The organism is Prevotella sp. ne3005 (assembly GCF_900110085.1).
Lineage (GTDB): Bacteria > Bacteroidota > Bacteroidia > Bacteroidales > Bacteroidaceae > Prevotella.
Genome location: NZ_FOCK01000003.1, coordinates 368,610 through 391,563, shown reverse-complemented (window position 1 = coordinate 391,563; position 22,954 = coordinate 368,610). Strand labels below are relative to the sequence as shown.

Genomic DNA, 22,954 nt, shown 5'->3' with positions numbered 1-22,954 from the left:
TTGTTAGTAACCCTTTCATGAGGTTTCGTGAATCAGGTGTACATCGCACTGCGGGAAGGCGATAGTGATGCCAGAAGCATTGAGGGCTTCGTAAATCACTTCCTTGGCACGGTCTACGTAGCCGATTCTTTCTGCCACCAGCACGTACTGTTTTACGTTGATGTCAACAGCACTGTCGCTCATGTTGCCCACAACCACATAGACACCGTACTTGGGATCCACAATCTCACGACCATAACGGTCCTTAGTGCGCATCTTCTGCATGGCCTCGACCAATACCTCGCGCACTCGTTGTACTTCAGTGCCATAGGCCACGCCTACGGTGATGATCGTAAGCTCGTATGAGTGGTTGCGCGTCAGGTTGTTGAAGTTCTTGCCAAAGAGCGATGAGTTGAGGAACGACATTTCTGTGCCCTCGATAGTCTCTGCTTGTACACATTGGTAGTTGATGGCGGTCACTTTACCGCGCACGCCTTCGCACTCAATCCAGTCGCCAACTCTCAGGCGTCCGCCCATCAGTTGGATGCCGTAGATGAAGTTATTGATGACATCCTTCAGGGCAAGACCGATACCGGCCGACAGACCTCCAGCTACCAGACCCAGTGAACCTGTAGGAATCTTCCATACGTAGACAACTACTACGGCATAAGCCATCCAGATCAGGACGCTGATAATGCTATTGCCCAAGGAGAGGTTGATCTCATTGGCGCGGATGGAGGTGCGATTATGTTTGCGCATGAAGGTCGTATAACGGGCATATTGCCAGATGGCGTGGATGGCCCGACTGCAATAACATGTAATATAGAACAGGATCAACAGATAGATGATGCTCCTGCCAGAAATGCGTAACGTCTCAATACCTGCCTTATCGAAAAGTTGGATGAAAGGATTCTCGTAGAATTTCACAAACAGGTCGTCGAAGTCGAAGATGCTTAACGACAGATTCACACATAATGGCAATGAGAGCAGCACGATAGTGGGGATAGCCACCTGACGGATAAGGTCGTAGAACCAGGTGGCGCCAAACAATAGCGACTCGCGGTCTTCGCCCGACACGTAAGTAATGCGATTACGCATGTTGTCCACTCGCTTGTCCAGCCAGCGCTGTTTGAATCGACTCATCAGGTCCAGGATGCAGACTACTGTCAGCCAGGCTGCCAACAGGAAATACCACCACACCAGAATGAGCAAAGCCACAAAGGTATAGCCCAGGAACGCGACGACGAAGGCGACGAGATAGATGGCCAGCGACAGCCAGCCCAGTGTGCTGTCGACAGATGTCGCCTTACGGCAGAGCCAGATGCAGCAAAGCAGTTGCCACACGACTGTCAGCAGGAGGATGGGCGGGAAGAGGAGAACCATCATCTTGTCGGGCATGAAGGTGACACGACAGACAATGATGACCAGCGCGATCAGTATGGTTGCAGAGAAGAGCAGGAAACCCTGTCGGAACTGATCGGGTTTTACACGAAGCAACAGCGAACCTGAGATGGCAATGAGCAGCCACAGGAAGGTGTTAATGTGCTCCACGCTCATATTGATATACTCATCACCATACAAGGAGAAGCCGAACACCAGGAAATAGAAGATGGTACCCAACAGTATCGAGATGATAGACAGCTTCTTCCTAGGAATATAGCGCTTCAGTCTGGTATAGCGGTAAAGCAGCCAAAGAATCAGGAGGGTCAGGAGCCAGAAGAAACCCAACACGACCACTTGCAAGATACAGACAATGACCAACAAGGTATTTTCGGCCTTACTGGAAAGGTGCTGGAAGAACGTGGCGTCATTCTCATCGTCAGAAGCATTCTCATCAATATCGGTTTCATCAAGACCATTACTCAATTCTTTCAAGCTATACTGCCCACGCAAGTCCACCTTGGTCTTGTTCCAATAATAGCCCGGATTGGCGATAATGTCCAAGAATGGTGTCTGTCCGTCTACAAAGATATAGCGTTCCAGCGCCCGATAGCGCGCCTCGGCATAGTCGTTGGTTTCCTTCAGGCGCAGATAAGCTTCCTGATAATGTGTGCTGTCGGCTATCACGGTAGCCCGGTTATTGGCGTTCATCTTCAGAATCTCCGAGGCATAGAAGATACAGGAATCACGCAGCGTCTCGCCTATCGAGTCTAAGATGAAGGGAGCCGAGATAGAATCCTTAAAAGCAATCTTGATGACCTCTTTTTCTAGCGAGGAGATGGAATCCGAGAGATGGACATCGAGTGAGTCGTTGTGGTACAACAGACTGTCGGGCAGGATTTCCATCTCTATTTCCTTCATCATCGGCGGTAGGCGCCGCAGGGCCTCGATCAGTCGGGCATAGCGGTCAATCTCGTAGTTCAGGCTGCCCACGATGTGGTCATACGGTCTGCGGTCCTTGCTGAAGTCCTTGTAATTGGATGTCACCTTCTTCAGGGCGTAAGCCAGGTCGAACGTCATTTCCTGTTCCTGCGTGTAGAGCAGGATGGATAGTTCGTTCGACTCGGTAATGACGTCAATCATCCGTTGGTGTTGGCGTTTAAAATCGTCGTTGAAGCGCTGCTGCGCATCCGAACGCTGCTGGTAGGCCGCTTGCAGTTCCGAGCAAAGATCTTTTAACGTATTAGTCAACGACTTTCCGCTCACGACAGCCCAGAGCGGAAGCGAGCACACACATAGTGCAAGAATTATCGTCAACAGATATTTTTTCATTATAGTTTGATTGGTAATGATGGTGCAAAGATACAAAAAAAGTTGGGATAAAAACATGTTTTAGATAAAAAATCGTTCATAGCTTATATTTATGTTGTAATGAACGAGCGCGGCTCGTGATGAGTCGCGCTTTTTCTTTTTAACAAAAAAGAGCGCGGCACTTTTGGTGGTGTCGCGCTATTTTTAATTCAGGTGTACCATATAGATGGCATTTGCTTTGGAGCTGTTGAATCGACCAACTTATCGTTGATCTTCATGTTCTCTTTTTTTTCGGTCTTAGTTGACATAAGCATTTCCTCCTCATATAGTTAGTTGCTGCGAATATAGCGATTTTTTCGTCATATTGTTCATCTGGAGGCAGCTTTTTATGTAACATTAACTTAAAACGGCCCTTTTTGAATTTGCATTCAGAAAATATTCAATGGCTGTCTTATTTTTTCCCAGCACAAAGATTGGCGTACAGGTAAATGGTTACGTCTGCACTCAGAATGGTGCTATGGAAGCTCCAGGTAGTGAATCATAGTCAGTACGTAGTAAAGTCCCACTTTACTCCGTGTAAACCAGGACTTTACTACGTCTAAACTCCTGCTTTGGACGATGCATCCAAAAAAGGAACACGATGCATATTTGAAAAATCAGCTTTGTTTACTACCTTTTTGAGAAAAAATGTGTATCTTTGCACGCAACAAACTACAGCAAGATGAAAAGAGCACTATTATTGACGGCCGTGTTGGCGATGAGCCTGATGGCTGGAGCCCAGAGTAGGGAAGTAAAGTGGGATCGGCACAGTCTGATGATCGATGGTCGACGCGTGTGTCCTGTGATGGGCGAGGTGCATTATTCGCGCATCCCTGCTGACGAGTGGCCCGCTGAGGTCAGGAAGATGAAGGAGGGTGGCGTGACCATCATTGCCACCTATATTTTCTGGAATCATGTAGAGGAGCAGGAGGGCATCTTCCGTTGGGACGGACAGCGCAACCTGCGTCGATTCATCGAGGTCTGTCAGCAGGAGCAGCTGCCTGTGGTGCTTCGCTTAGGTCCGTTCTGTCATGGAGAGGTGCGTAATGGCGGCATCCCTGACTGGGTCTTTACTAAAGGTTGTAAGACGAGGGATGAGAATCCTGTGTTCTTAGGATTGGTGGAGCGCCTCTATCGTCAGATCTTTACACAGGTGCAGGGACTCCAGTGGAAAGACGGTGGTCCGGTGATGGCGGCCCAGTTTGATAATGAATACAGGGGTAGGGGTGAGTATCTGATGGCGCTGAAGCAGATAGCCACGAGGATTGGTTTCGACCTGCCTTTCTATACCCGCACGGGATGGCCGGAGTTGTCTACGCCAGTGCCCTTCGGTGAGATGCTGCCCCTCTATGGCGATTATGCCGATGGCTTCTGGGAGCGCAGCATCGAGGAGACGGCAGGCAATTATTACAAGGCGTTTAACTTCAAGGCCTTTCGCTCGTCGACAGCCATTGCCACAGAGCAGTTGGGGGAGCAGAAAGAGCGCCTGAACAAAGGCGACGAGCAGTATCCTTACTTCACCTGCGAACTCGGAGGCGGTATGATGGCTGCCTACCATCGCCGTCCGTATATCTATCCAGAGGATGCCTATTCGATGGCCATTGTGAAATTGGGCAGTGGCTCTAACCTGCTGGGCTACTATATGTATCATGGTGGAACGAACCCAGAGGGACTGACCTATCTGAACGAGACACAGCGTACGATAGCCACGAACTATAACGACCTGCCTGTAAAGACTTACGACTTCCAGGCGCCCTTGAATGAATTCGGGCAGAAGAATCCACAATACTACATGCTGCGCAAGCTCCATCTGTTTATGCAGGACTGGGGCGATGTGCTGGCACCTATGGAGGCCAGCTTCCCTTGTAAGCAGGATATTGAGAAGGGCGACGATTCGTTCCTGCGCTGGGCTGTGCGCTCGAAAGACGGTAGTGGCTTTATCTTCGTCAACAACTATGAGCGTCTGCAGAACCTCTCCGCCAAGAGAGGTGTACGGCTGGAGGCTTGTGGTGTCAAGCTGCCTCAACTCACGATACCTGCTGGTGCCATCTGCATCTTCCCGATAAATATCGAGGGTATTAAATTTGCCACAGCCCAGCTTATAGCCAAGCGCGACGGAAAGATCTATCTGGAGCAGATCAAGGGCATCCCTACCACGCTGGCCATTGGCAACAAAGTGCTGAAGAACCTGAAAGCCAAGGGACCTGAGACGCCAGTTTACAAGAATTACTATCTGCTGACCTCTGAGCAGGCTGGACGTCTTTTCCTAGAGGAAGATGCCCATCCTGATATCGCCATCAAGGCTCCTATTATTAATAAGGTGAAGGAGGCTGGTGCTTTGCGCCCCATCACCATGGGTGTGAACAAGGCAGCAGAAGAACCCCTAGACGAGGACTTCGAGCATGCGGCTGTCTATACCATCGACCTGCCAGAAGCTCCTGTCGAAGGTCGATTGCTGAACATCGACTATCGTGGCGACGTGGCCAGACTCTATGCAAACGGTCAGTTGATTGATGATAACTTCTATTATGATCGTCCGTTCCAGTATGCCCTTTGGCGACTGCCCAAAGGCTGCCGTCAGCTGGAACTCCGCATCCTGCCCTTGCAAAAGGATATGCCTGTCTACTTCCCCCGTGAGGCAGATACCACCCCTGGTGAAGAAGTGAAGCAAATAACGATAATCGACCAATAGAATTAATTTCAATCTTCAATCATCAATTTTCAATGTATAACAGAAGATTTCTTTATTTCATCTGTGCCGTATCTGCGATGGGCGGACTGCTCTTCGGTTACGACTGGGTGGTGATAGGTGGCGCCAAGCCGTTTTATGAACTTTACTTTGGCATTGCTGACTCGCCCTTGATGCAGGGCATAGCGATGTCGACAGCTCTTGTGGGCTGTCTGATTGGTGCGATGGTGGCAGGTTCGGCAGCAGACAGGTGGGGGCGCAGACCCTTGCTGATGCTGGCTGCAATGCTGTTTACCGTTTCTGCTATCGCCACAGGTCTGTTCAACGACTTCATCTTATTTAATATAGCCCGATTTATCGGAGGTGTCGGCATTGGTGTGGCTTCTGCTTTGTCGCCCATGTATATCGCCGAGGTGAGTCCTGCAGAGATCCGTGGACGCATGGTAAGTCAGAACCAGATGACCATCGTCTTGGGCATCCTCGCAGCTCAGATAGTGAATATGCTCCTGGCACGAGATACGGCCATGGCAGAGAACCTGGCGTGGGATATCGAGTGGGGCTGGCGCTGGATGTTCTGGGCAGAGACGGTGCCTGCGGCCCTGTTCCTCATGATGAGTTTCTTCATCCCTGAAAGTCCTGTCTATCTGAGGCTGAAGGCTGCGATGGCCATGCAACAAACTGAGCAGAAAGCTGGTCTAAGCGAGTTGTTTCAGCATAAATATAGAAAGGTGCTGCTGTTGGGCTTGGTGATTGCCGTGTTCCAGCAGTGGTGTGGCACGAATGTCATCTTCAACTATGCCCAGGAGATCTTTACGGGTGCAGGCTATGACGTGGACGGTATGTTTATCGACATCGTGATTACGGGCATTGCCAATGTGCTGTTTACGTTTGTGGCTCTCTACACCATCGAGAAGTGGGGCCGCAGGACACTGATCCTGATTGGTGCTGGGGGATTGGGACTGGTTTACCTAACCTTAGGCACCTGTTATTTCTTCGAGGTGAAGGGTGTGATGATGGTGGTGCTTGTAGTGGCAGCCATCTCTACCTATGCCATGACGCTGGGTCCTGTCACCTGGACGCTCTTGGCAGAGATATTCCCTCATCGGGTTCGTGGTATCGCGATGGCTACGTGTACCTTCGCCCTCTGGGTGGGCTGTTGCACGCTGACCTTCTCGTTCCCCTCGATGAATGCAGCCTTAGGCTCGAGTGGCACGTTCTGGATCTATAGTGCCATCTGTATATGCGCCTTCGTGTTCCTTTGGCAGCGTTGTCCTGAGACGAAAGGCAAGAGTTTGGAAACATTAGAAAACGAATTAATCAATTAAAACTATGGTAAAAGCATGGAGAGAGTTGGTGACAATACCAACGTATGAAGTAGGAAAACCTGAGAAGAACCCGATGTTCCTTGAGAAGCGAGTCTATCAAGGTTCGAGTGGTGTCGTCTATCCCTATCCTGTCATTGAGTCAATCTCCGATGAGAAGGTAGATAAGGAGTGGAAGGCCATCTACATTGAGAACGAATATATCAAGGTGATGATCCTGCCAGAGTTGGGCGGACGTATCCAGATGGCTTACGATAAGATCAAACAGCGTCACTTTGTGTACTATAACCACGTCATCAAGCCCGCCCTCGTGGGACTGACGGGGCCTTGGATCTCTGGTGGCATCGAGTTTAACTGGCCTCAGCACCATCGTCCATCGACCTATCTGCCTGTCGACGCCACTATCGTGGAGAATGAGGATGGTTCTGTTACGGTGTGGGTTAATGAGATGGAGCGTATGCTCCATCAGAAGGGCATGGCAGGCTTTACACTGCGTCCTGGTTGTGCCTATCTGGAGATTCAGGGAAGGGTGTTTAACCGTACGAACCTGCCTCAGACCTTCCTCTGGTGGGCGAACCCTGCCGTAGAAGTGAATGACCAGTACCAGAGTGTGTTCCCACCCGATGTGAATGCCGTGTTCGATCATGGCAAGCGCGCCGTATCCTCGTTCCCCATCGCTACAGGCACCTATTATAAGATGGACTATTCTGCAGGTGTGGATATCTCGAACTACAGGAATATCCCTGTGCCTACGAGTTATATGGCTGTCAACTCGAAGTATGACTTCGAAGGGGGCTATGAGAACGATACCAAAGGCGGCATGCTCCATGTGGCCAGCCACCACTTCTCGCCAGGAAAGAAACAGTGGACCTGGGGCAATGGCGACTTCGGGCGCGCCTGGGACCGAAACCTGACAGACGAGTATGAGGATAAGGGCTTCCGTCCTTACATTGAACTGATGGCGGGCGTCTATACTGAGAACCAGCCCGACTTTACGTGGCTCATGCCTTACGAAGAGAAGCAGTTTGTGCAGTATTTCATGCCTTATCGCGAGATTGGTATCGTGAAGCAGGCCTCCAAGGACTTCATCCTCAATATCGAAGAGGCTGGCGAGGGGAAGGTAACCTTTAAGGTCCTTGCGACCTCCAAGAAGACTGTTAGGATTGTGCTCAACGGCGAAGGAGACAGCTATTATTATAATAAGGTGGTGACACTCTCACCGGAGACGGTACTGACGGAAACAGTCACCACGGGCTCAGAGTCTCTCTCTGATCTGCGCCTGGCGATTGAGCTGGCAGAAAATGCCCGTCTGTTCCCACTCCTCGAGTGGCAAGCTGAGCCCGACGTGATTCGGCCTATCCCTGACGCTGCCGAGGCGCCCCTCTCACCACAAGAGACGAAGACCGTCGATCAGCTCTACCTCACGGGTCTGCACCTTGAACAGTACCGTCATGCCACCTGGAGTGCCCTTGACTACTATGAAGAGGCCTTGCGCCGTGATCCAATGGACTATCGTTGTAACATGCAGATGGGTCTGTGGTACTTGCGCCGCGCCCGTTTCGAAAAGGCCGAGCCTTACCTGCAGACGGCCGTCCGTGTGCTGAAGCGCCGTAATCCCAATCCCTATGATGGCGAACCACTCTTCTATCTGGGTGTTGTCAGTAAGTTCCTTGGAAAGATTCAGACGGCCTATGACTGTTTCTGGAAGTCTACTTGGAACAAAGCCTGGGCCGATGCCGGCTATTTCGAGGCTGCCTGTATCAGTATAATGGATGAACGTTGGGAGGATGCCCTCGACGAGCTCGAACGCGCACTCATCAGCAACAGCCACAATCACAAGGCACGTGCCATGAAAACCCTCGTACTGCGTAAGTTAGATAGGAAAGAAGAAGCTTTGATCTGGATTCAGGATAGTTACAAGATAGATCCCTTCAACTATGTATGCATGGTCGAGGAACATCTGCTGACTGGTAGTCAGGAACCCTTGGATCGTATGGTCGAACTCATGCATGGTAACATCTACAACTACCACGAGACCGCCCTCGACTATGCTCAGGCAGAACAAAATGAGGAGGTCAAGCTGGTGTTACAGACCGCCATCGACCATGGTGTGGAGGAGTCGCCTTTAACCTATTATTATATGGGCATATACGGTAGTGCTTTCAAAGAAGGACTTCCTTATCTGAAGAAGGCATCGAAGATACCCGCCGGCTATTGTTTCCCCAACCGTCTGGAAGATGCCTATATGTTTCAGGCCCTATGCATGTTTTTCTTCACCGATGCGCGTGCGCCCTACTATCAGGGTTGTCTCTACTACGACAAACGCCAGTACGACGTCGCCATCGATTATTGGGAGCACTCTTCTAAGCTCGATCCGACATTCCCCACCGTCTGGCGCAACCTCGCCCTTGCTCGATTCAATAAACAGAACCGCCAGGATGAAGCTGTGGAACTGATGGAGAAAGCCTTCCACCTCGACGAGAACGACAGCCGGATCCTGATGGAACTCGACCAGCTCTACAAACGTCTGCACCGTCCCCATCAGGAGCGTCTTGACTTCCTCCGTAAATATCCTAAGCTGATAGCTCAGCGCGATGACCTTGTGCTTGAAGAGATTACCCTGCTGAATCAATTAGGCCGTTATGAAGAGGCTATGCAGAAGCTCGATACCCACAGGTTCCATCCTTGGGAGGGAGGCGAAGGCAAGGTGGCTGCCCAGTACCAGATCTGTCGCATCGAGATTGCTAAGCAACTGCTTAAAGACGATCCGCAGTCAGCCAGGGCAAAGCACCTCTTGGAAGAATGCCTCGTCTATCCTCCGCATCTAGGTGAAGGAAAACTATATGGTGCTCAGGACAATGATATCCTCTATTTCCTTGGTCGCTATGAAGAAGGGACTGTTGGTCCCACTGAACCTGCTGCAGCCATGTACTATAATGATGCCAAGCCCGATAAGATTTTCTATGCCGGACTCTGCTATCGTGCCTTAGGCCAGGAGGACAAGGCACGCAGCCTCTTTCATAAACTCATCAACTTTGGCAAACAACATGTGTTCGAGAAACAAGTCATGGACTACTTTGCCGTATCCCTGCCCGACCTGCTGATCTGGGAGGACTCCTTAGATGTGAAGAATGAGGTCCACTGCAAGTATATGCTCGCCCTCGGCTACTATGGGATGGGCGATAAAGACAGGGCATTGCAATACCTCACGGAAGTTGAGGCCCTCGACAACAACCATCAGGGCGCCCAACAATTCCGTACGTTGATAGAGAAGGATTCTTAAAAAATGTGGGGAACTCCCCACATTTCTTATTTCAAGAGCGCTAATGCTTGGTTCTCGGCAGCTTCCATCTTCGCACGCTCACCTGGCCCTTTGTCGTTGATGCCACAGAGGTGGAGGATGCCGTGGATGATGACACGGTGGAGCTCTTCATCGTAGGGACGTCCGTACTTGTCGGCATTGGTAAAGACGGTATCGAGAGAGATATATATGTCGCCACCAATAGTCTTACCCTCGGTATAGTCGAAGGTGATGATGTCGGTATAATAGTCGTGACCCAGGTACTCGTTGTTGACTTCGAGTATTTTTTCGTCGTTGACGAACAGATAGCCTATCTCGCCGACTTTTTTCCCATAGGTGGCTGCCACCAGACGGATCCAGTTGGAGGTTTCGCGCTTCTTGATATGAGGGAACTTCACGCCCTCTGCTTCGTATGATATCATTGTATTCTATTATTTATTTGCTTTTCTTGGGAAGGAACTCACTGACGTCAACGCCAAAGTGCTGCAACTCACGCAGGGCACTCGAAGAGACACTTGCCAACTCGGGTTCGGTATAGAGCAGGATGGTCTCGATGCCTCCCAGACGACGGTTGAAATCTGCCTGCCACTGCTCGTATTCAAAGTCACTCACCGTCCTGACGCCTTTGACGATGAACTGGGCGCCCTCGGCCTTGGCAAAGTCCATGGCCAGACCCTGATAGGGCTTCACCTCGATGCGGGTCTCGTCGGCATAGAGCTCACGGATAACAGCCATGCGCTCTTCTGCTGAGGGCATGTCGGGCTTATGCACGTTGTCGCCCACCACGCCGATGACCAGACGGTCGAACAGCGGCAGTGCGCGCCTGACGATGGAATCGTGTCCGATGGTAAAGGGATTAAAACTCCCTACAAATATACCTGTTCTCATAACTCTCAACTAATCAAAGAGGTTGGGTTCCATGATGTTGCCACTATATGGATTGCGGCCGAAGTGCTTGTAGGCCAGTTCTGTCACCATACGCCCTCGGGGTGTGCGCTTGATGAAACCCTCCATGATGAGGAAGGGCTCGTATACCTCCTCGACGGTGCCTGCATCCTCACCAATGGCGGTGGCAATGGTGGTGATGCCCACAGGACCGCCCTTGAACTTGTCGATGATGGTGAGCAGGATCTTGTTGTCGATCTCGTCGAGACCATACTGGTCGATGTTCAGGGCCGTGAGGGCTATCTTCGTAATCTTGGTGTCAATCTTTCCGTTGCCTTTCACCTGGGCGAAATCTCTCACACGGCGCAGCAGGGCGTTGGCGATACGGGGCGTACCTCTGGAACGGCCTGCGATCTCCAAGGCGGCATCCTCTGTGATGGGTACACCCAGGATACCTGCCGAACGCTCGATGATGGTCTGCAACGTCTCTGGCTCGTAGTATTCCAAGTGCATGTTGATACCGAAACGGGCTCGTAGTGGAGCCGTCAGCAATCCGCTGCGGGTGGTGGCACCCACCAGCGTAAAGGGATTGAGGTCGATCTGTATCGAGCGGGCCGAGGGGCCTTTGTCGATCATGATATCGATGCGGTAGTCCTCCATCGCCGAATAGAGATATTCCTCGACGACGGGCGACAGACGATGGATCTCATCGATAAAAAGCACATCGTTCTTCTCCAGCGAGGTGAGGATGCCTGCCAGATCGCCCGGCTTGTCGAGCACAGGGCCGCTGGTGAGCTTGAAGCCCACGCCGAGTTCGTTGGCGATGATGTTGGAAAGCGTGGTCTTTCCCAGTCCGGGAGGACCATGGAGCAGGGTGTGGTCGAGGGGCTCGCCACGATATTTGGCAGCCTCGACGAACACCTCGAGATTCTCTACGATCTTCTTCTGTCCACTGAAGTCGCGGAAACTCAAGGGGCGCAGGGCGTTCTCAAAGTCTTTCTCGCCTTGTGAGAACCGTTCTTCGCGTATGTCAAAATCTTCGTCTATCATAATTCGCTTGCAAAGATAGTGTAAAAAAACCGAAGTGCCAAATTTCTGCACTATTCTTTGAGGTTACCTCACGCCACCGCCGAAGCCGCCTCCAGAGAAGCCGCCTCCGCCGCCTCCCCATGAGGAGTGGCCGCCATGACCTGAGGCACGGGCCTCACGGGCAGCTTTGTTGGCCACAGCACGCGAGGTGCCGGAGTGGAGCGTGGAGTAGATCATGGGCAGGGTGGTGTCGTTGGCCATCTGGGCTGCCACCTGGTCCATATTGAAGTATTCGGGGTTGATCTTCTTCATGTCCTTGATCACCTGGTCGGCGATGCCGAAGAGCGTGGCGTAGATCATATAGTCCTTCCACAATGTCACCTCGTTGACATGACGCTCGTCGAGCAGGGAGAACTCTTTGAGGAACTTCTTCAGGCCGAACACCTGTCGCACATCGTCGAAGCGCTCCTTATAATAGGAGATGCTCGTCTTGGTGTGGAGCGTGTTGATGAACGAGTCGGTGATGCTTTCGTTCTTGCTACTTCTCATAAACGACCTGAGTTCTTTGGGCTCGAGTACCGTATCTTCACCTGCAGCCGTCTTGAACATGCTATGGATCTTGCGCAGCAACAAGGGCTGGTCGGCGTAGTTCTGGAGTTCATGGATGACAAAGTTCTGCTCCGTCTTGCCTTTGCTGTTCAAAGTCTGTTCGATGCTGATGGCACCCATGTCGATGAGTTTCAGGATACAGGCCGAGAGCAGGTTGTTGTAGTCGGTGCCGAAATACTTATAAGCGTTAAGCACGTCGTTAGCCTGCTGAAGGTTGCCTTTCATGGGGATGTCACGATACCAGAGCAGATCCTTGTTCACTTTCTTGCGCGCGCGCCATACATATATAAGATACCAGATAAAGCCCACGATGGGGACAATGAAGAAACAGATGGCCATGACGAGCAGGATGATGGTATCCTCAGTGGTCCATTCGTCGTCGCTGGTATAGTCGCTGCCCTCGAAAGCCAGCTCCTTCTTGTGTTCGAAGGTGTCGTCTTCCTGAATGGTGGGCTCGAACATCCCTTTGTTGAAACGCACCATGATATACATGGCACCGCTATGGCCGAAGTCTTCCGTGTTGTAGGCAATAATCCTACCATCCTGGAAGCCGAGTTCGCCCCCGAAACGGAATCCCCAGATGCCACAGTTCTCGTCGGTAAACAGGATAGAGTCTTCTGCCTCAATGGAAATCTTGGCATGATCGGGCTTGGGTGACACGTCCTGGTCGAGGAACACATGACGGATGGCATCAGCATCGGGGTAGGCATGAACGAGGCTGGTGATGGTGTAACTGGTAGTGTAGGTACGGCTGCCGCTTTCGCCAAGACCCCAGCAGAGTTCGTAGCCGTTGTGCTTATAGACGATGCCGCACTTATATTCTTTCCAACTGCGGCTTTCGTCGATGTCCCAGTCGCCGATGTTCTCGAAATCATTGCCGTCCTCGTCGCTCACCCGCAGGTCGCGCACCTCACTGCCTCCCATATTGCCCAAGCCGATGTAACACTCTGTACCTTCGTCGTCGATGTCCATCACACGGGTCTCCGTAATACGGGCATCGCCATTATGGCTCAACACCACGCGGATGTCGAGCGAGTGGAGATAGGGGCGGGCGGAGATGCCTGTTGCCGATGCCAGCAGCACCAGCAACAGACAAATGTTACTTTTTAAATGCTTCATCGAGGTTGGGATAGCTCTTCTTTTGTTCGTCGTCAACCTTCAGATAATCTTTTTGGTCAAAGTGCAGCATGGAGGCCACGATAGACGACGGCCACTGGCGCACCATCCGGTTCATCTTGGTGGCAGTATCGTTGTAGATCATACGCGACATGCGTACGTTCTCCTCATATTGCTTCATACCCAACTGGGCCTCCTTGTAGAGGTCGCTGGCCTTCAGTTCGGGATAGCGCTCGAAGACTACGTTCAGGCGCCCCATCATCTGGCCAAGCAGGTCGGTCTGTGCGTTAATGGCAGCAGGCGTATTAGCCGTAGCACCGCTGTTACCGCCACGAGCCTGAACAGTCTCGATAATGGTGTCGGATTCATGTTTGGCATACTGTGCAGCAGCCTTGGCAAGGGCCACTACAGCGTCGAAACGGGAATTGAGCTGAACCTCAATCTGGCTCAGGGCATTCTTACACAATTCATCAAGATTTACCAGTGCGCGCTGGGTTGAGATGAAGTAACCAATGACGATGACCGCCAATACAATAATGATAATAAGAGCTGTACTCATAATTTAAAAGTTTGGTTAAAGAATTCTTCTGCCTGCAAAGGTAGGTAAAACTTGGCGGAGTGCAAAAAGCAAAGAGTTAATATGAGTTAAATGTATGGGCAACGGAATTTTTTTGTAGATTTCGTTTTCGGGTTTTAAGGAAAATTTGTACCTTTGCAGCCGATTAAAGTTCTCCAAAACGGGAAACTTTTTCGAAATCCATGAAACAAAAGTTTTCCAAAACGGATAACTTCATAGACGGAACAGACGATAAACATTAACAAACAATAAAATGGAAATTAAAAACTTTACCATCACCAAAAGAGACGGTTCGAAAGACCAGTTCTCGCTTGACAAAATCATGAATGCCATCGTCAAGGCGTTCGAAAGTGTGAAAGAGCATGCAGACTTGGCTACAGTGTCCAAGATTCTGAATCATCTCGACATGCATGATGACATCACCGTGGAAGATATCCAGAACCAGGTGGAGGAAGCCCTCATGCGCGAAGGATTTTATAAGGTGGCTAAGTCGTTCATCCTCTATCGTCAGGAACACACTGAGGACCGTGAGACCCTGGAGAAGATGATGTTCCTCTCCGAGTACATGGAGTCTGTCAATGCCGCTACTGGTTCAAAGTACGACGCCAATGCCAATGTGGAGCACAAGAATATCGCCACACTGATTGGTGAGTTGCCCAAATCGAACTTTATCCGTCTGAACCGCCGTCTGTTGACCGATCGTATCAAAAAGATGTATGGTAAGCAGCTTGCTGATGAATATATTGATAAGCTGACACACCATTTTATATATAAGAACGACGAGACGAGTCTGGCCAACTATTGTGCCTCCATCACAATGTATCCCTGGCTTATCAACGGTACAGTGGATATTGGCGGTAACTCAACGGCACCTACCAACCTGAAGTCGTTTGCTGGCGGTTTCGTCAACATGGTGTTCATGGTCAGTTCCATGCTGAGCGGTGCTTGTGCCACACCTGAGTTCCTGATGTACATGAACTATTTCATCGGCAAGGAATATGGTCTGGACTACTGGAAACGTGCTGACGAGCAGGCCGACCTCAGTCTGAAGAAGCGTACCATCGACAAGGTGATCACCGACTATTTCGAGCAGATTGTCTATACGCTGAACCAGCCCACTGGTGCCCGTAACTATCAGGCTGTGTTCTGGAATGTAGCTTACTATGACAAGTATTACTTCCAGAGCATCTTTGGCGAGTTCTACTTCCCCGATGGTTCTCAGCCCGACTGGGATGGTCTCTCTTGGTTGCAGAAGCGTTTTATGAAGTGGTTTAACCAGGAGCGCACGAAGACCCTGCTGACCTTCCCTGTCGAGACGATGGCTTTGCTCGTCGATGAGAATGGTGAGTGCAAGGATAAGGAGTGGGGCGACTTCACGGCAGAGATGTATGCCGAGGGTCACAGCTTCTTCACCTATATGAGCGACAACGCTGACTCTCTGAGTTCTTGCTGCCGTCTGCGTAATGAGATTACCGATAACGGCTTCAGCTATACCCTCGGTGCCGGTGGTGTGTCAACAGGATCGAAGTCTGTGCTCACCATCAACCTGAACCGCTGCATCCAGTATGCCGTCAACCATAAGATGGACTATCTAGAGTACCTCAGTGGTGTGATTGACCTCTGCCATAAGGTGCAGCTGGCCTATAACGAGAATCTGAAGGAACTGCAGCAGCACGGTATGTTGCCTCTCTTCGATGCTGGTTATATCAACATCGCCCGTCAGTATCTGACCATCGGTATCAACGGTCTTGTTGAGGCTGCCGAGTTTATGGGTCTGAAGATTACGCCAAACGATGAGTACCTGCACTTCGTACAGGGCATTCTTGGCCTCATCGAGAAGTATAACCGCCAGTACCGTACGAAGGATGTGATGTTCAACTGTGAGATGATTCCTGCAGAGAATGTCGGTGTAAAGCATGCCAAGTGGGATCGTGAGGACGGTTATTTCGTGCCCCGCGACTGCTATAACAGCTATTTCTATGTGGTAGAGGACGACTCACTGACCGTACTCGACAAGTTCAAGTTGCACGGTGCTCCCTATATCGAGCACCTGACGGGTGGCTCTGCCCTGCACATGAACCTCGACGAGCATCTTTCGAAGGAGCAGTATCAGCAGCTGCTGAAGGTGGCAGCCAAGGAGGGTTGTAACTACTTTACCTTCAACATCCCCAATACCGTCTGCAACGACTGTGGCCATATCGACAAGCGCTATCTGAAGGAGTGCCCTCACTGCCATTCGAAGAATGTGGACTATATGACCCGTATCATCGGCTACCTGAAGCGCGTCAGCAACTTCTCTCAGGCTCGTCAGGAAGAGGCTGCACGCCGCTACTATGCTACGGATAAGAAATTATGCTGAAATACGCCAACTCTGATATCGTATTTCAAGAGATACCCGACGAAGTGACACTGGCAATCAATATTTCGAATTGCCCGTGTCACTGTCCTGGGTGTCATAGCCATTATCTTTGGGAGGATATCGGTCTGCCCCTCGACACCAATGCCATCGATGCGTTTGTAGAGGAGTACGGCGAAGATATTACCTGTATCTCCTTCATGGGTGGCGACAGCGATCCAAAGGGTGTCAACCTATTGGCACAGTACATCCACGAAGAGTACCCCCAGTTCAAAGTTGCTTGGTATAGCGGTAAGACGGTCATCTCCGCGGCCATCGACAAACAAGACTTCGACTACATCAAGATCGGCCCTTTCATCAAGCATCTGGGGCCATTGAAAAGTTCTACAACCAACCAGCGCCTCTATCGCCGCAACGACAATGGCGAGTTTGAGGATATTACCTCCCGTTTTTGGAAGAAGTAAGAAAAAAATAGGTATCAGGGGGTGATGATTATCTGTGCTTATCTGTATATAATGTAAAAAGCAAGCGATAAACAGATGCAAGACAGCGTAATCGACAACAAGCCACAACGAGAACAGCAGTTCAAGGAACTCTTCCTTTCGGAGTTTGGCAGGATGTATAAGGCAGCCTACATCCTTCTGGGCGACGAAGACGAGGCAAAGGATGCGGTACATGACGTCTTTGCCAAGTTGTGGGATGGTACCAGCCCACTGAAGGAGGAGTCTCAGAGAACCTATCTGCTGACATGCGTCCGTAATCGCTGCCTCAACATCATTGCACAGCGCCAGACCCGACAAAAGGCCGCACGACTGCTGATGCCTGAAAGGATGCAGGCCGCAGGCGGCACCTCGGCCCTCAGCGAAGATCACGATGAGGAGATCATCGAGGCCGTCAACCATTACGTCGAAGAAAGGCTTACCCCTCAGACCAGTCGTATCATCCGCATGCACTTCGATGAGGAAAAGTCTTACAAGGAGATCTCCAGCTCGCTGGGTATCAGTCTCTCGGCAGTCAATAAGCACATTGTGCAAGGGTTGAGGAAACTACGTTCAACTTTTAAAGACAGAGAAGCATGAAGAAAGAAGAGCAGATCAGGATGCTGCTGCACCCTGAGCAATACACCGATGAGCAGCTCGACCAGATGCTGGACGAAGTGGAGGTCCCTGTGCCTGATGCCGGCGAGGCGTGGCGGGCATTCAGAAATGGGGGAAAGCAGATAGAGGAGAATCGAGGTTCCTTTTATCTTGTCAGGAAGATAGCCGCGATGTTTGTTGGCGTGCTGATGCTGTCGGGCATTGCCTACGCAGCTTATCATGTGGCCTACAGCACAGCAGGGAAATCATCCGCGCCCTCTCAGCAGACGGAGATCCGGAGCCAGCACCGGCAGACTGCTGCGCAGGCAGTTGCCGGGGAGGTGCCTCAGACAGCCCCCGTCGTCTACGAGGATGCCGAGCTTGCAACCATTCTGGGCGATGTAGCCGCTTACTATCAGGTAGAGGTGGTCTATAGGCAGGAAGCCAGCAGACACATCCGTCTCTACTATACATGGGACAAGCAGGCGACCATCGACGATGTCATCGATACGTTCAATAAATTCGAACGCATCCATATCACTCGCGACAACAAGAAACTGATTGTAGAATAACACTAGCCACCGACCTTATGAAACAGTATCTATTCACAGCATTGCTCTGTGCACTCTCGTTGTGTGCCCAGGCTCAAAGGCTAAGCCGCGACTACCAGAACGAGTCGCTCTCCAAAGTGCTCGAAGACCTGAACGCTGCTACCAGCGACCAGACGATCTATTTCATCTACGACGAGCTGGAAGACTTCACCGTCACCAGCCATTTCAGCGATCTGCCTCTCAAGGAGGCTATCCGCGAGGTCATCGGCTTCTATCCCATGAAAGTAACCTACGACGACAACCGTATCTTCATAGAGTGTACCCAGAAGGAGGATGCGAAGGTCATCGGGCGTGTGGTCGATGCCGAGGGGCAGCCCATAGAGTTCGCCAACGTCTCATTGCACGGCGTTGCCGATCCCAATAGCAGCGACAGGAATTCCACATACATCAATGGCGGCGTGAGCAATGAGAATGGCGACTTCGTGATTCCCTGCCGTGAGAAGAAGATCATGCTGAAGGTGACCTATGTGGGCTATAAGACGGTGACTCGCCATGTCAGTGTGGGTAACATCGGCACCATTACCCTCTTACCAGAGACCTACATGGTGAAAGGCGTAGAGGTGAAAGGTGAGATTCCGCAGTACAAGATGGCCCAGGGCGGTATGACGGTAGACGTGCAGCACTCCATCCTCCACGATATCGGCACTGCCGACGATCTGCTGTCGATGATTCCGATGGTGCAAAGCAAGGACGGTAAGTTTGAGGTGCTGGCCAAAGGCGAGCCCGAGATCTATATCAATAATAAGAAGGTACGCGACCCCAGCGAACTGAAACAACTGAAATCGGTGGATATCAAGAGCGTTGATGTCATCACGTCTCCTGGAGCCAAATACAATGCCGAGGTGAATGCCGTCATCCGCATCAAGACGCTGAAGCCGCAAGGCGACGGACTGAGTCTGATGGTGACCAGCGATACATGGAAGAACAACAAGTGGAACAACTATGACGATCTGACCTTGAAATATCGCATAGGCGGGTTGGAGGTCTTTGCCAACGTGGCCCTCGACAACGGGCATTATAGTAATGATCAAGACCTTGAGCAGGAGTTGCATATCAAGAAAGACTTTTTCGATGTCCATGCGGATTTACCCGTAAGGAGTAGCTGGACAGAACTGCAGTACAAGGGTGGCCTGAGTTACGATTTCAATACCGACCATTCTCTTGGACTGAGCTTCTCATCGCAGAAGATATTCTATAATAGATTCAAGTCAGACATGACGCAGAACTATCTCAAGAATGGTGCCTTCTATGGGGATGTCCTTTTGAATACAGATATCGACGAACTCGACAAACCTGTATGGGAACTGAATACATATTATGTGGGGAAGGTAGGAAAACTGGACATCGACTTAAACGCGACGATGTTGCAACGCAAGACGGAGAGCCATCTCAACCAGCAGGAGTATAGTCAAGAACTTGGTGATCGCACCATCACGACCCTCAACCATGAAGACCGCAAGATGATGGCGGGCAAGCTGGTGCTGTCTTATCCTGTTTGGAAAGGTGTTCTGAGTGGTGGAACTGAGGCAACGAGTACGAAGAGCTATGGGCGCAATTTCAATGAAGAAGGCATCATACCTGAGACCGACAACGAGATGAAGGAAAAGAACATAGCTGGTTTTGCTGAATACGAGCTTCAGTTAGGGCAGTGGCGCCTGAATGCTGGCCTCCGTTTTGAGCACGTAAAAACAGATTACTACTCGTTTGGCGAATGGCAGCAAGAGCCCAGCCGCACCTATAACGACTGGTTCCCAAACCTGTCAGCTGCATGGCAGAAGGACAAATGGAGTGCCCAGTTGAGCTACAGCAAGCGTATCACTCGTCCGCCCTACCGCATGCTGGAGTCTATGATTGTCTATGACAGCCGTATGTTCTATGAGGGTGGTAATCCGTTGTTACGCCCGTCGGTGCGCCAGGGCATCGACCTTAATTTCACCTACTCGTGGCTGACGTTCGTGGCTGGTTTTACGCGTGAGAACGACCTGTTTACCCACATTGGCAGAGTGTATGATGAAGAAAAGGAGATAGCCATCTTCCAACCCATGAACTTCGATCATCAGGATCGTGTCTATGCCACCTTCGTCGCCTCGCCAAAGCTTGGCTTCTGGCAACCCACAGCCACGCTGCACTATTATCAGCAGATGTTCGATGCCGAATCGTATGGCGCACCAAAGAAGCTGAACAAGCCCGAATTCTCCTTCGATCTCAAGAGCTGGTTTGTCATCTGCCCAACGATGAAGGCATTGTTGCAGATTGGTTATACAGGCAGCAACCATTGGGCATTCATGTATCGTGGCGACAGTTTTGCGGTGAATGCCCGCCTGCAGAAGTCATTCTTCAATGAACGGCTTTCGTGTACGCTCTATGCCAATGACATCTTCCGCACGGCCAAGACCAAGATGACTACTTACTATGCCATCGGCCTGACAGACCAAGACGTATACACTTATACGCAGTGTGTAGGTCTGACGCTGAGCTACAACTTCAACGTCTCTGGCTCGAAGTACAAGGGCTCTGGAGCTGGTAATGATGAGAAGAACAGACTGTAAATGAAGTGCCAATAATACACTTTTTCCTTAAAATTGCTTTTAATTCGGATTATTTTGTTTATCTTTGCGCCAACAAAAGCCAATGATGGATTATTAAAAACTAAAATAGCTGAAGATGAAAACAATTGCAGTTGCCCTTTTCTGCCTGATGACAGCGACAGTCTCAGCAGGGAATTATGACGTGTGCTCGCCTAATGGGAAGGTCAAGGTGACGGTAAACACCGATGAAACCGTGAAATGGTCTGTTGATTACGACGGGCGGCAGGTGCTGTTGCCGTCAACTATAGACATCAGTCTGACGCAAGGCAGGAAGACGCTGACTCTGGGTAAGGTCGGCAAGGTGGCGAAGAAGAACGTTAACAGTAGTTTTAAGAACCCGTTTTATAAGAAACAGACAATCAGCGATGATTACGGACAGCTGTTGCTTTATACGACACAGAAGTTCACTATCGAGGTAAGAGCCTATAATGACGGAGCGGCCTATCGCCTGATCAGTACCAATAATAAACCCTTTGTGGTGAACGATGAAACCGCAGAGTTTTGCTTTGCCAAAGACCTTCCAGCCTTTATCCCTTATGTCAACGACAATCGGGGAGGAGAGCGTTATTGCTATTCCTTCGAATCCTATTATGATGAAGTCCCGCTGTCAAAGATGTACCCTGATTCGCTGGCCATCACCCCGTTGGCTGTCTGCTTGCCAGACGGCATGAAGGCTATCGTGATGGATGCTGGTGTAGAGAACTATCCTGGCATGTTCCTGAAAAAAGGACCGCAGCACTCGTTAAAGGCAGAGTTTGCCCCTTATCCGCTGGCACAAGAGGTAGGTGGCTATGATCGTCTGAACCTCGTGCCGACGAAACGTGCCGATTTCATCGCTAAGTTGAATGGCGGACAGGCACTTCCCTGGCGTGCTGTTGTCATCACAGAGAAGGATGCCGATATCCTCAACTGCGACATGGCGCAGCGACTTGCTCCTGCCTGTCGTATCACCGATCTCTCATGGATCCAGCCTGGCAAGGTGGCATGGGACTGGTGGAACAACTGTAACATTACTGGTGTTGACTTCAAGTCGGGTATGAATACCGACACCTATTTATATTATATAGACTTTGCCGCCAAGAATAAGATCGAATACATCATTATCGACGAAGGTTGGAGTGGCAAGGAGTCGCTGATGGAAGACCTTAGTCCTGATATCGACCTGCCTCGTCTGATTGCATACGGACAGGAAAAAGGGGTGGGCATCATCCTCTGGTCCAGTTGGCGGAATCTCATTGGCAGTGATCCTGAAAAAGGTGCTGCCGTCACTGAGGCGGTCATGAAGCATTATGCTGATATGGGCATCAAAGGCTTTAAGGTGGATTTCTTCGATCGTGATGACCAGCAGGTGATTGCGTCTGCCTATCAGGTTGCAGCCTGTGCTGCCAAGCATCATCTGTATCTCGATTTCCATGGACTGAAACCCTTTGGTATTCAGCGTGCTTATCCTAACATCTTTAACTTTGAGGGTGTGAAGGGCTTGGAGAACTCCAAGTGGGAGCCCCGTGTTGGCGATGGTCCACTTCACAACCAACCCCGCTACGATGTGACAGCACCCTATCTGCGTATGCTGGCAGGACCGATGGATTATACACCTGGTGCGATGATGAATGCCATGAAGGATAACTTCTTTGGCAATAACAATCACCCGATGAGTCAGGGTACTCGCGTTCATCAGATGGCGATGTACACCACCTTCGAGGCACCGCTTCAGATGCTGGCTGATAGTCCGACAATGTACATGCAGAATCAGGAATGTACCGATTTCATCGCACAAATCCCCACCACATTCGATGAGACAGTGGCTCTCGACGGACAGCTTGGTGAATATACTGTGATCGCCCGTCGCAAGGGTACCACGTGGTATGTTGCTGCGATGACAGACTGGACGGCACGTGACCTGACCATCGACCTCTCTTTCCTTGGAGAAGGGCAGTTCTCTGCCGATATCTTCGCCGATGGCGTGAATGCCCAGAAGGATGGCACAGACTATAAGCATAGTCAGCAGACGGTGTCAGGCCGTAGTCAGTTGCAGGTTCATCTCAGCAGTGGCGGTGGTTGGACTGGTATTTTCAGGAAACAATAA

15 protein-coding genes are annotated in these 22,954 nt (G+C 50.7%); 9 read left to right on the top strand and 6 right to left on the bottom strand.

The features are described from left to right. Positions 1-15 precede the first annotated feature (15 nt). A complete protein-coding gene (locus BMY16_RS06375; protein WP_170836026.1) occupies positions 16-2,691 on the bottom strand; it encodes a mechanosensitive ion channel family protein in 2,676 nt (891 codons plus the stop codon). A gap of 700 nt (positions 2,692-3,391) precedes the next feature. Here BMY16_RS06375 and BMY16_RS06370 point away from each other — a divergent pair. The 3 genes from BMY16_RS06370 to BMY16_RS06360 are packed head-to-tail and all read left to right on the top strand — an operon-like array spanning position 3,392 to position 10,003. Continuing rightward, positions 3,392-5,401, top strand: coding sequence for a beta-galactosidase (locus BMY16_RS06370; protein ID WP_091840992.1), 2,010 nt, complete (start codon positions 3,392-3,394; stop codon positions 5,399-5,401). A 32-nt stretch (positions 5,402-5,433) separates the two neighbouring features. Then, positions 5,434-6,723, top strand: a complete 1,290-nt coding sequence (locus tag BMY16_RS06365; RefSeq protein WP_091840991.1) for a sugar porter family MFS transporter — start codon at positions 5,434-5,436, stop codon at positions 6,721-6,723. Positions 6,724-6,727: 4 nt separating this feature from the next. Beyond that, entirely contained in the window at positions 6,728-10,003 is a 3,276-nt protein-coding gene (locus BMY16_RS06360) for a DUF5107 domain-containing protein (protein ID WP_091840989.1), read from the top strand. A 26-nt stretch (positions 10,004-10,029) separates the two neighbouring features. Here the strand turns inward: BMY16_RS06360 and ybeY are convergent, their stop codons facing one another. The 5 genes from ybeY to BMY16_RS06335 form a co-directional block, all read right to left on the bottom strand. Continuing rightward, positions 10,030-10,443: an rRNA maturation RNase YbeY gene (gene ybeY, locus BMY16_RS06355; protein WP_091840988.1), complete on the bottom strand. Its 414-nt coding sequence runs from the start codon at positions 10,441-10,443 to the stop codon at positions 10,030-10,032. Between the two features lie 13 nt (positions 10,444-10,456). Next, the gene (gene coaD, locus BMY16_RS06350) at positions 10,457-10,909 is read right to left on the bottom strand and encodes a pantetheine-phosphate adenylyltransferase (RefSeq protein WP_091840986.1); all 453 of its coding nucleotides are present in this window, start codon (positions 10,907-10,909) and stop codon (positions 10,457-10,459) included. A 9-nt stretch (positions 10,910-10,918) separates the two neighbouring features. Then, positions 10,919-11,953, bottom strand: a complete 1,035-nt coding sequence (gene ruvB, locus BMY16_RS06345) for a Holliday junction branch migration DNA helicase RuvB (protein WP_091841051.1) — start codon at positions 11,951-11,953, stop codon at positions 10,919-10,921. A gap of 66 nt (positions 11,954-12,019) precedes the next feature. Continuing rightward, positions 12,020-13,663, bottom strand: a complete 1,644-nt coding sequence (locus BMY16_RS06340) for a DUF2207 family protein (RefSeq protein ID WP_091840985.1) — start codon at positions 13,661-13,663, stop codon at positions 12,020-12,022. Continuing rightward, entirely contained in the window at positions 13,644-14,219 is a 576-nt protein-coding gene (locus BMY16_RS06335; RefSeq protein WP_091840983.1) for a LemA family protein, read from the bottom strand. Before BMY16_RS06335 ends, BMY16_RS06340 begins: the two co-directional genes overlap by 20 nt. A gap of 271 nt (positions 14,220-14,490) precedes the next feature. Here BMY16_RS06335 and nrdD point away from each other — a divergent pair, with 271 nt between their 5' ends. The 6 genes from nrdD (at position 14,491) to BMY16_RS06305 (ending at position 22,954) form a co-directional block, all read left to right on the top strand. Then, positions 14,491-16,596, top strand: a complete 2,106-nt coding sequence (nrdD, locus tag BMY16_RS06330) for an anaerobic ribonucleoside-triphosphate reductase (protein ID WP_091840981.1) — start codon at positions 14,491-14,493, stop codon at positions 16,594-16,596. Continuing rightward, positions 16,590-17,057: an anaerobic ribonucleoside-triphosphate reductase activating protein gene (nrdG, locus tag BMY16_RS06325; RefSeq protein WP_091840979.1), complete on the top strand. Its 468-nt coding sequence runs from the start codon at positions 16,590-16,592 to the stop codon at positions 17,055-17,057. The genes nrdD and nrdG overlap by 7 nt, the downstream gene beginning before the upstream one ends. A gap of 75 nt (positions 17,058-17,132) precedes the next feature. Beyond that, positions 17,133-17,672 carry a sigma-70 family RNA polymerase sigma factor gene (locus BMY16_RS06320; protein ID WP_091840978.1) on the top strand — a complete coding sequence of 180 codons (540 nt, stop codon included), beginning with the start codon at positions 17,133-17,135 and terminating at the stop codon, positions 17,670-17,672. Beyond that, on the top strand, positions 17,669-18,241 hold the full coding sequence (locus BMY16_RS06315; RefSeq protein WP_091840976.1) for a DUF4974 domain-containing protein: 573 nt from the start codon (positions 17,669-17,671) through the stop codon (positions 18,239-18,241). Before BMY16_RS06320 ends, BMY16_RS06315 begins: the two co-directional genes overlap by 4 nt. Positions 18,242-18,258: 17 nt before the next feature. Next, a complete protein-coding gene (locus BMY16_RS06310) occupies positions 18,259-20,829 on the top strand; it encodes an outer membrane beta-barrel family protein (RefSeq protein ID WP_091840974.1) in 2,571 nt (856 codons plus the stop codon). 115 nt (positions 20,830-20,944) lie between these two features. Continuing rightward, complete coding sequence (locus tag BMY16_RS06305; protein ID WP_091840973.1) at positions 20,945-22,954, top strand: glycoside hydrolase family 97 protein; 2,010 nt, start codon at positions 20,945-20,947, stop codon at positions 22,952-22,954.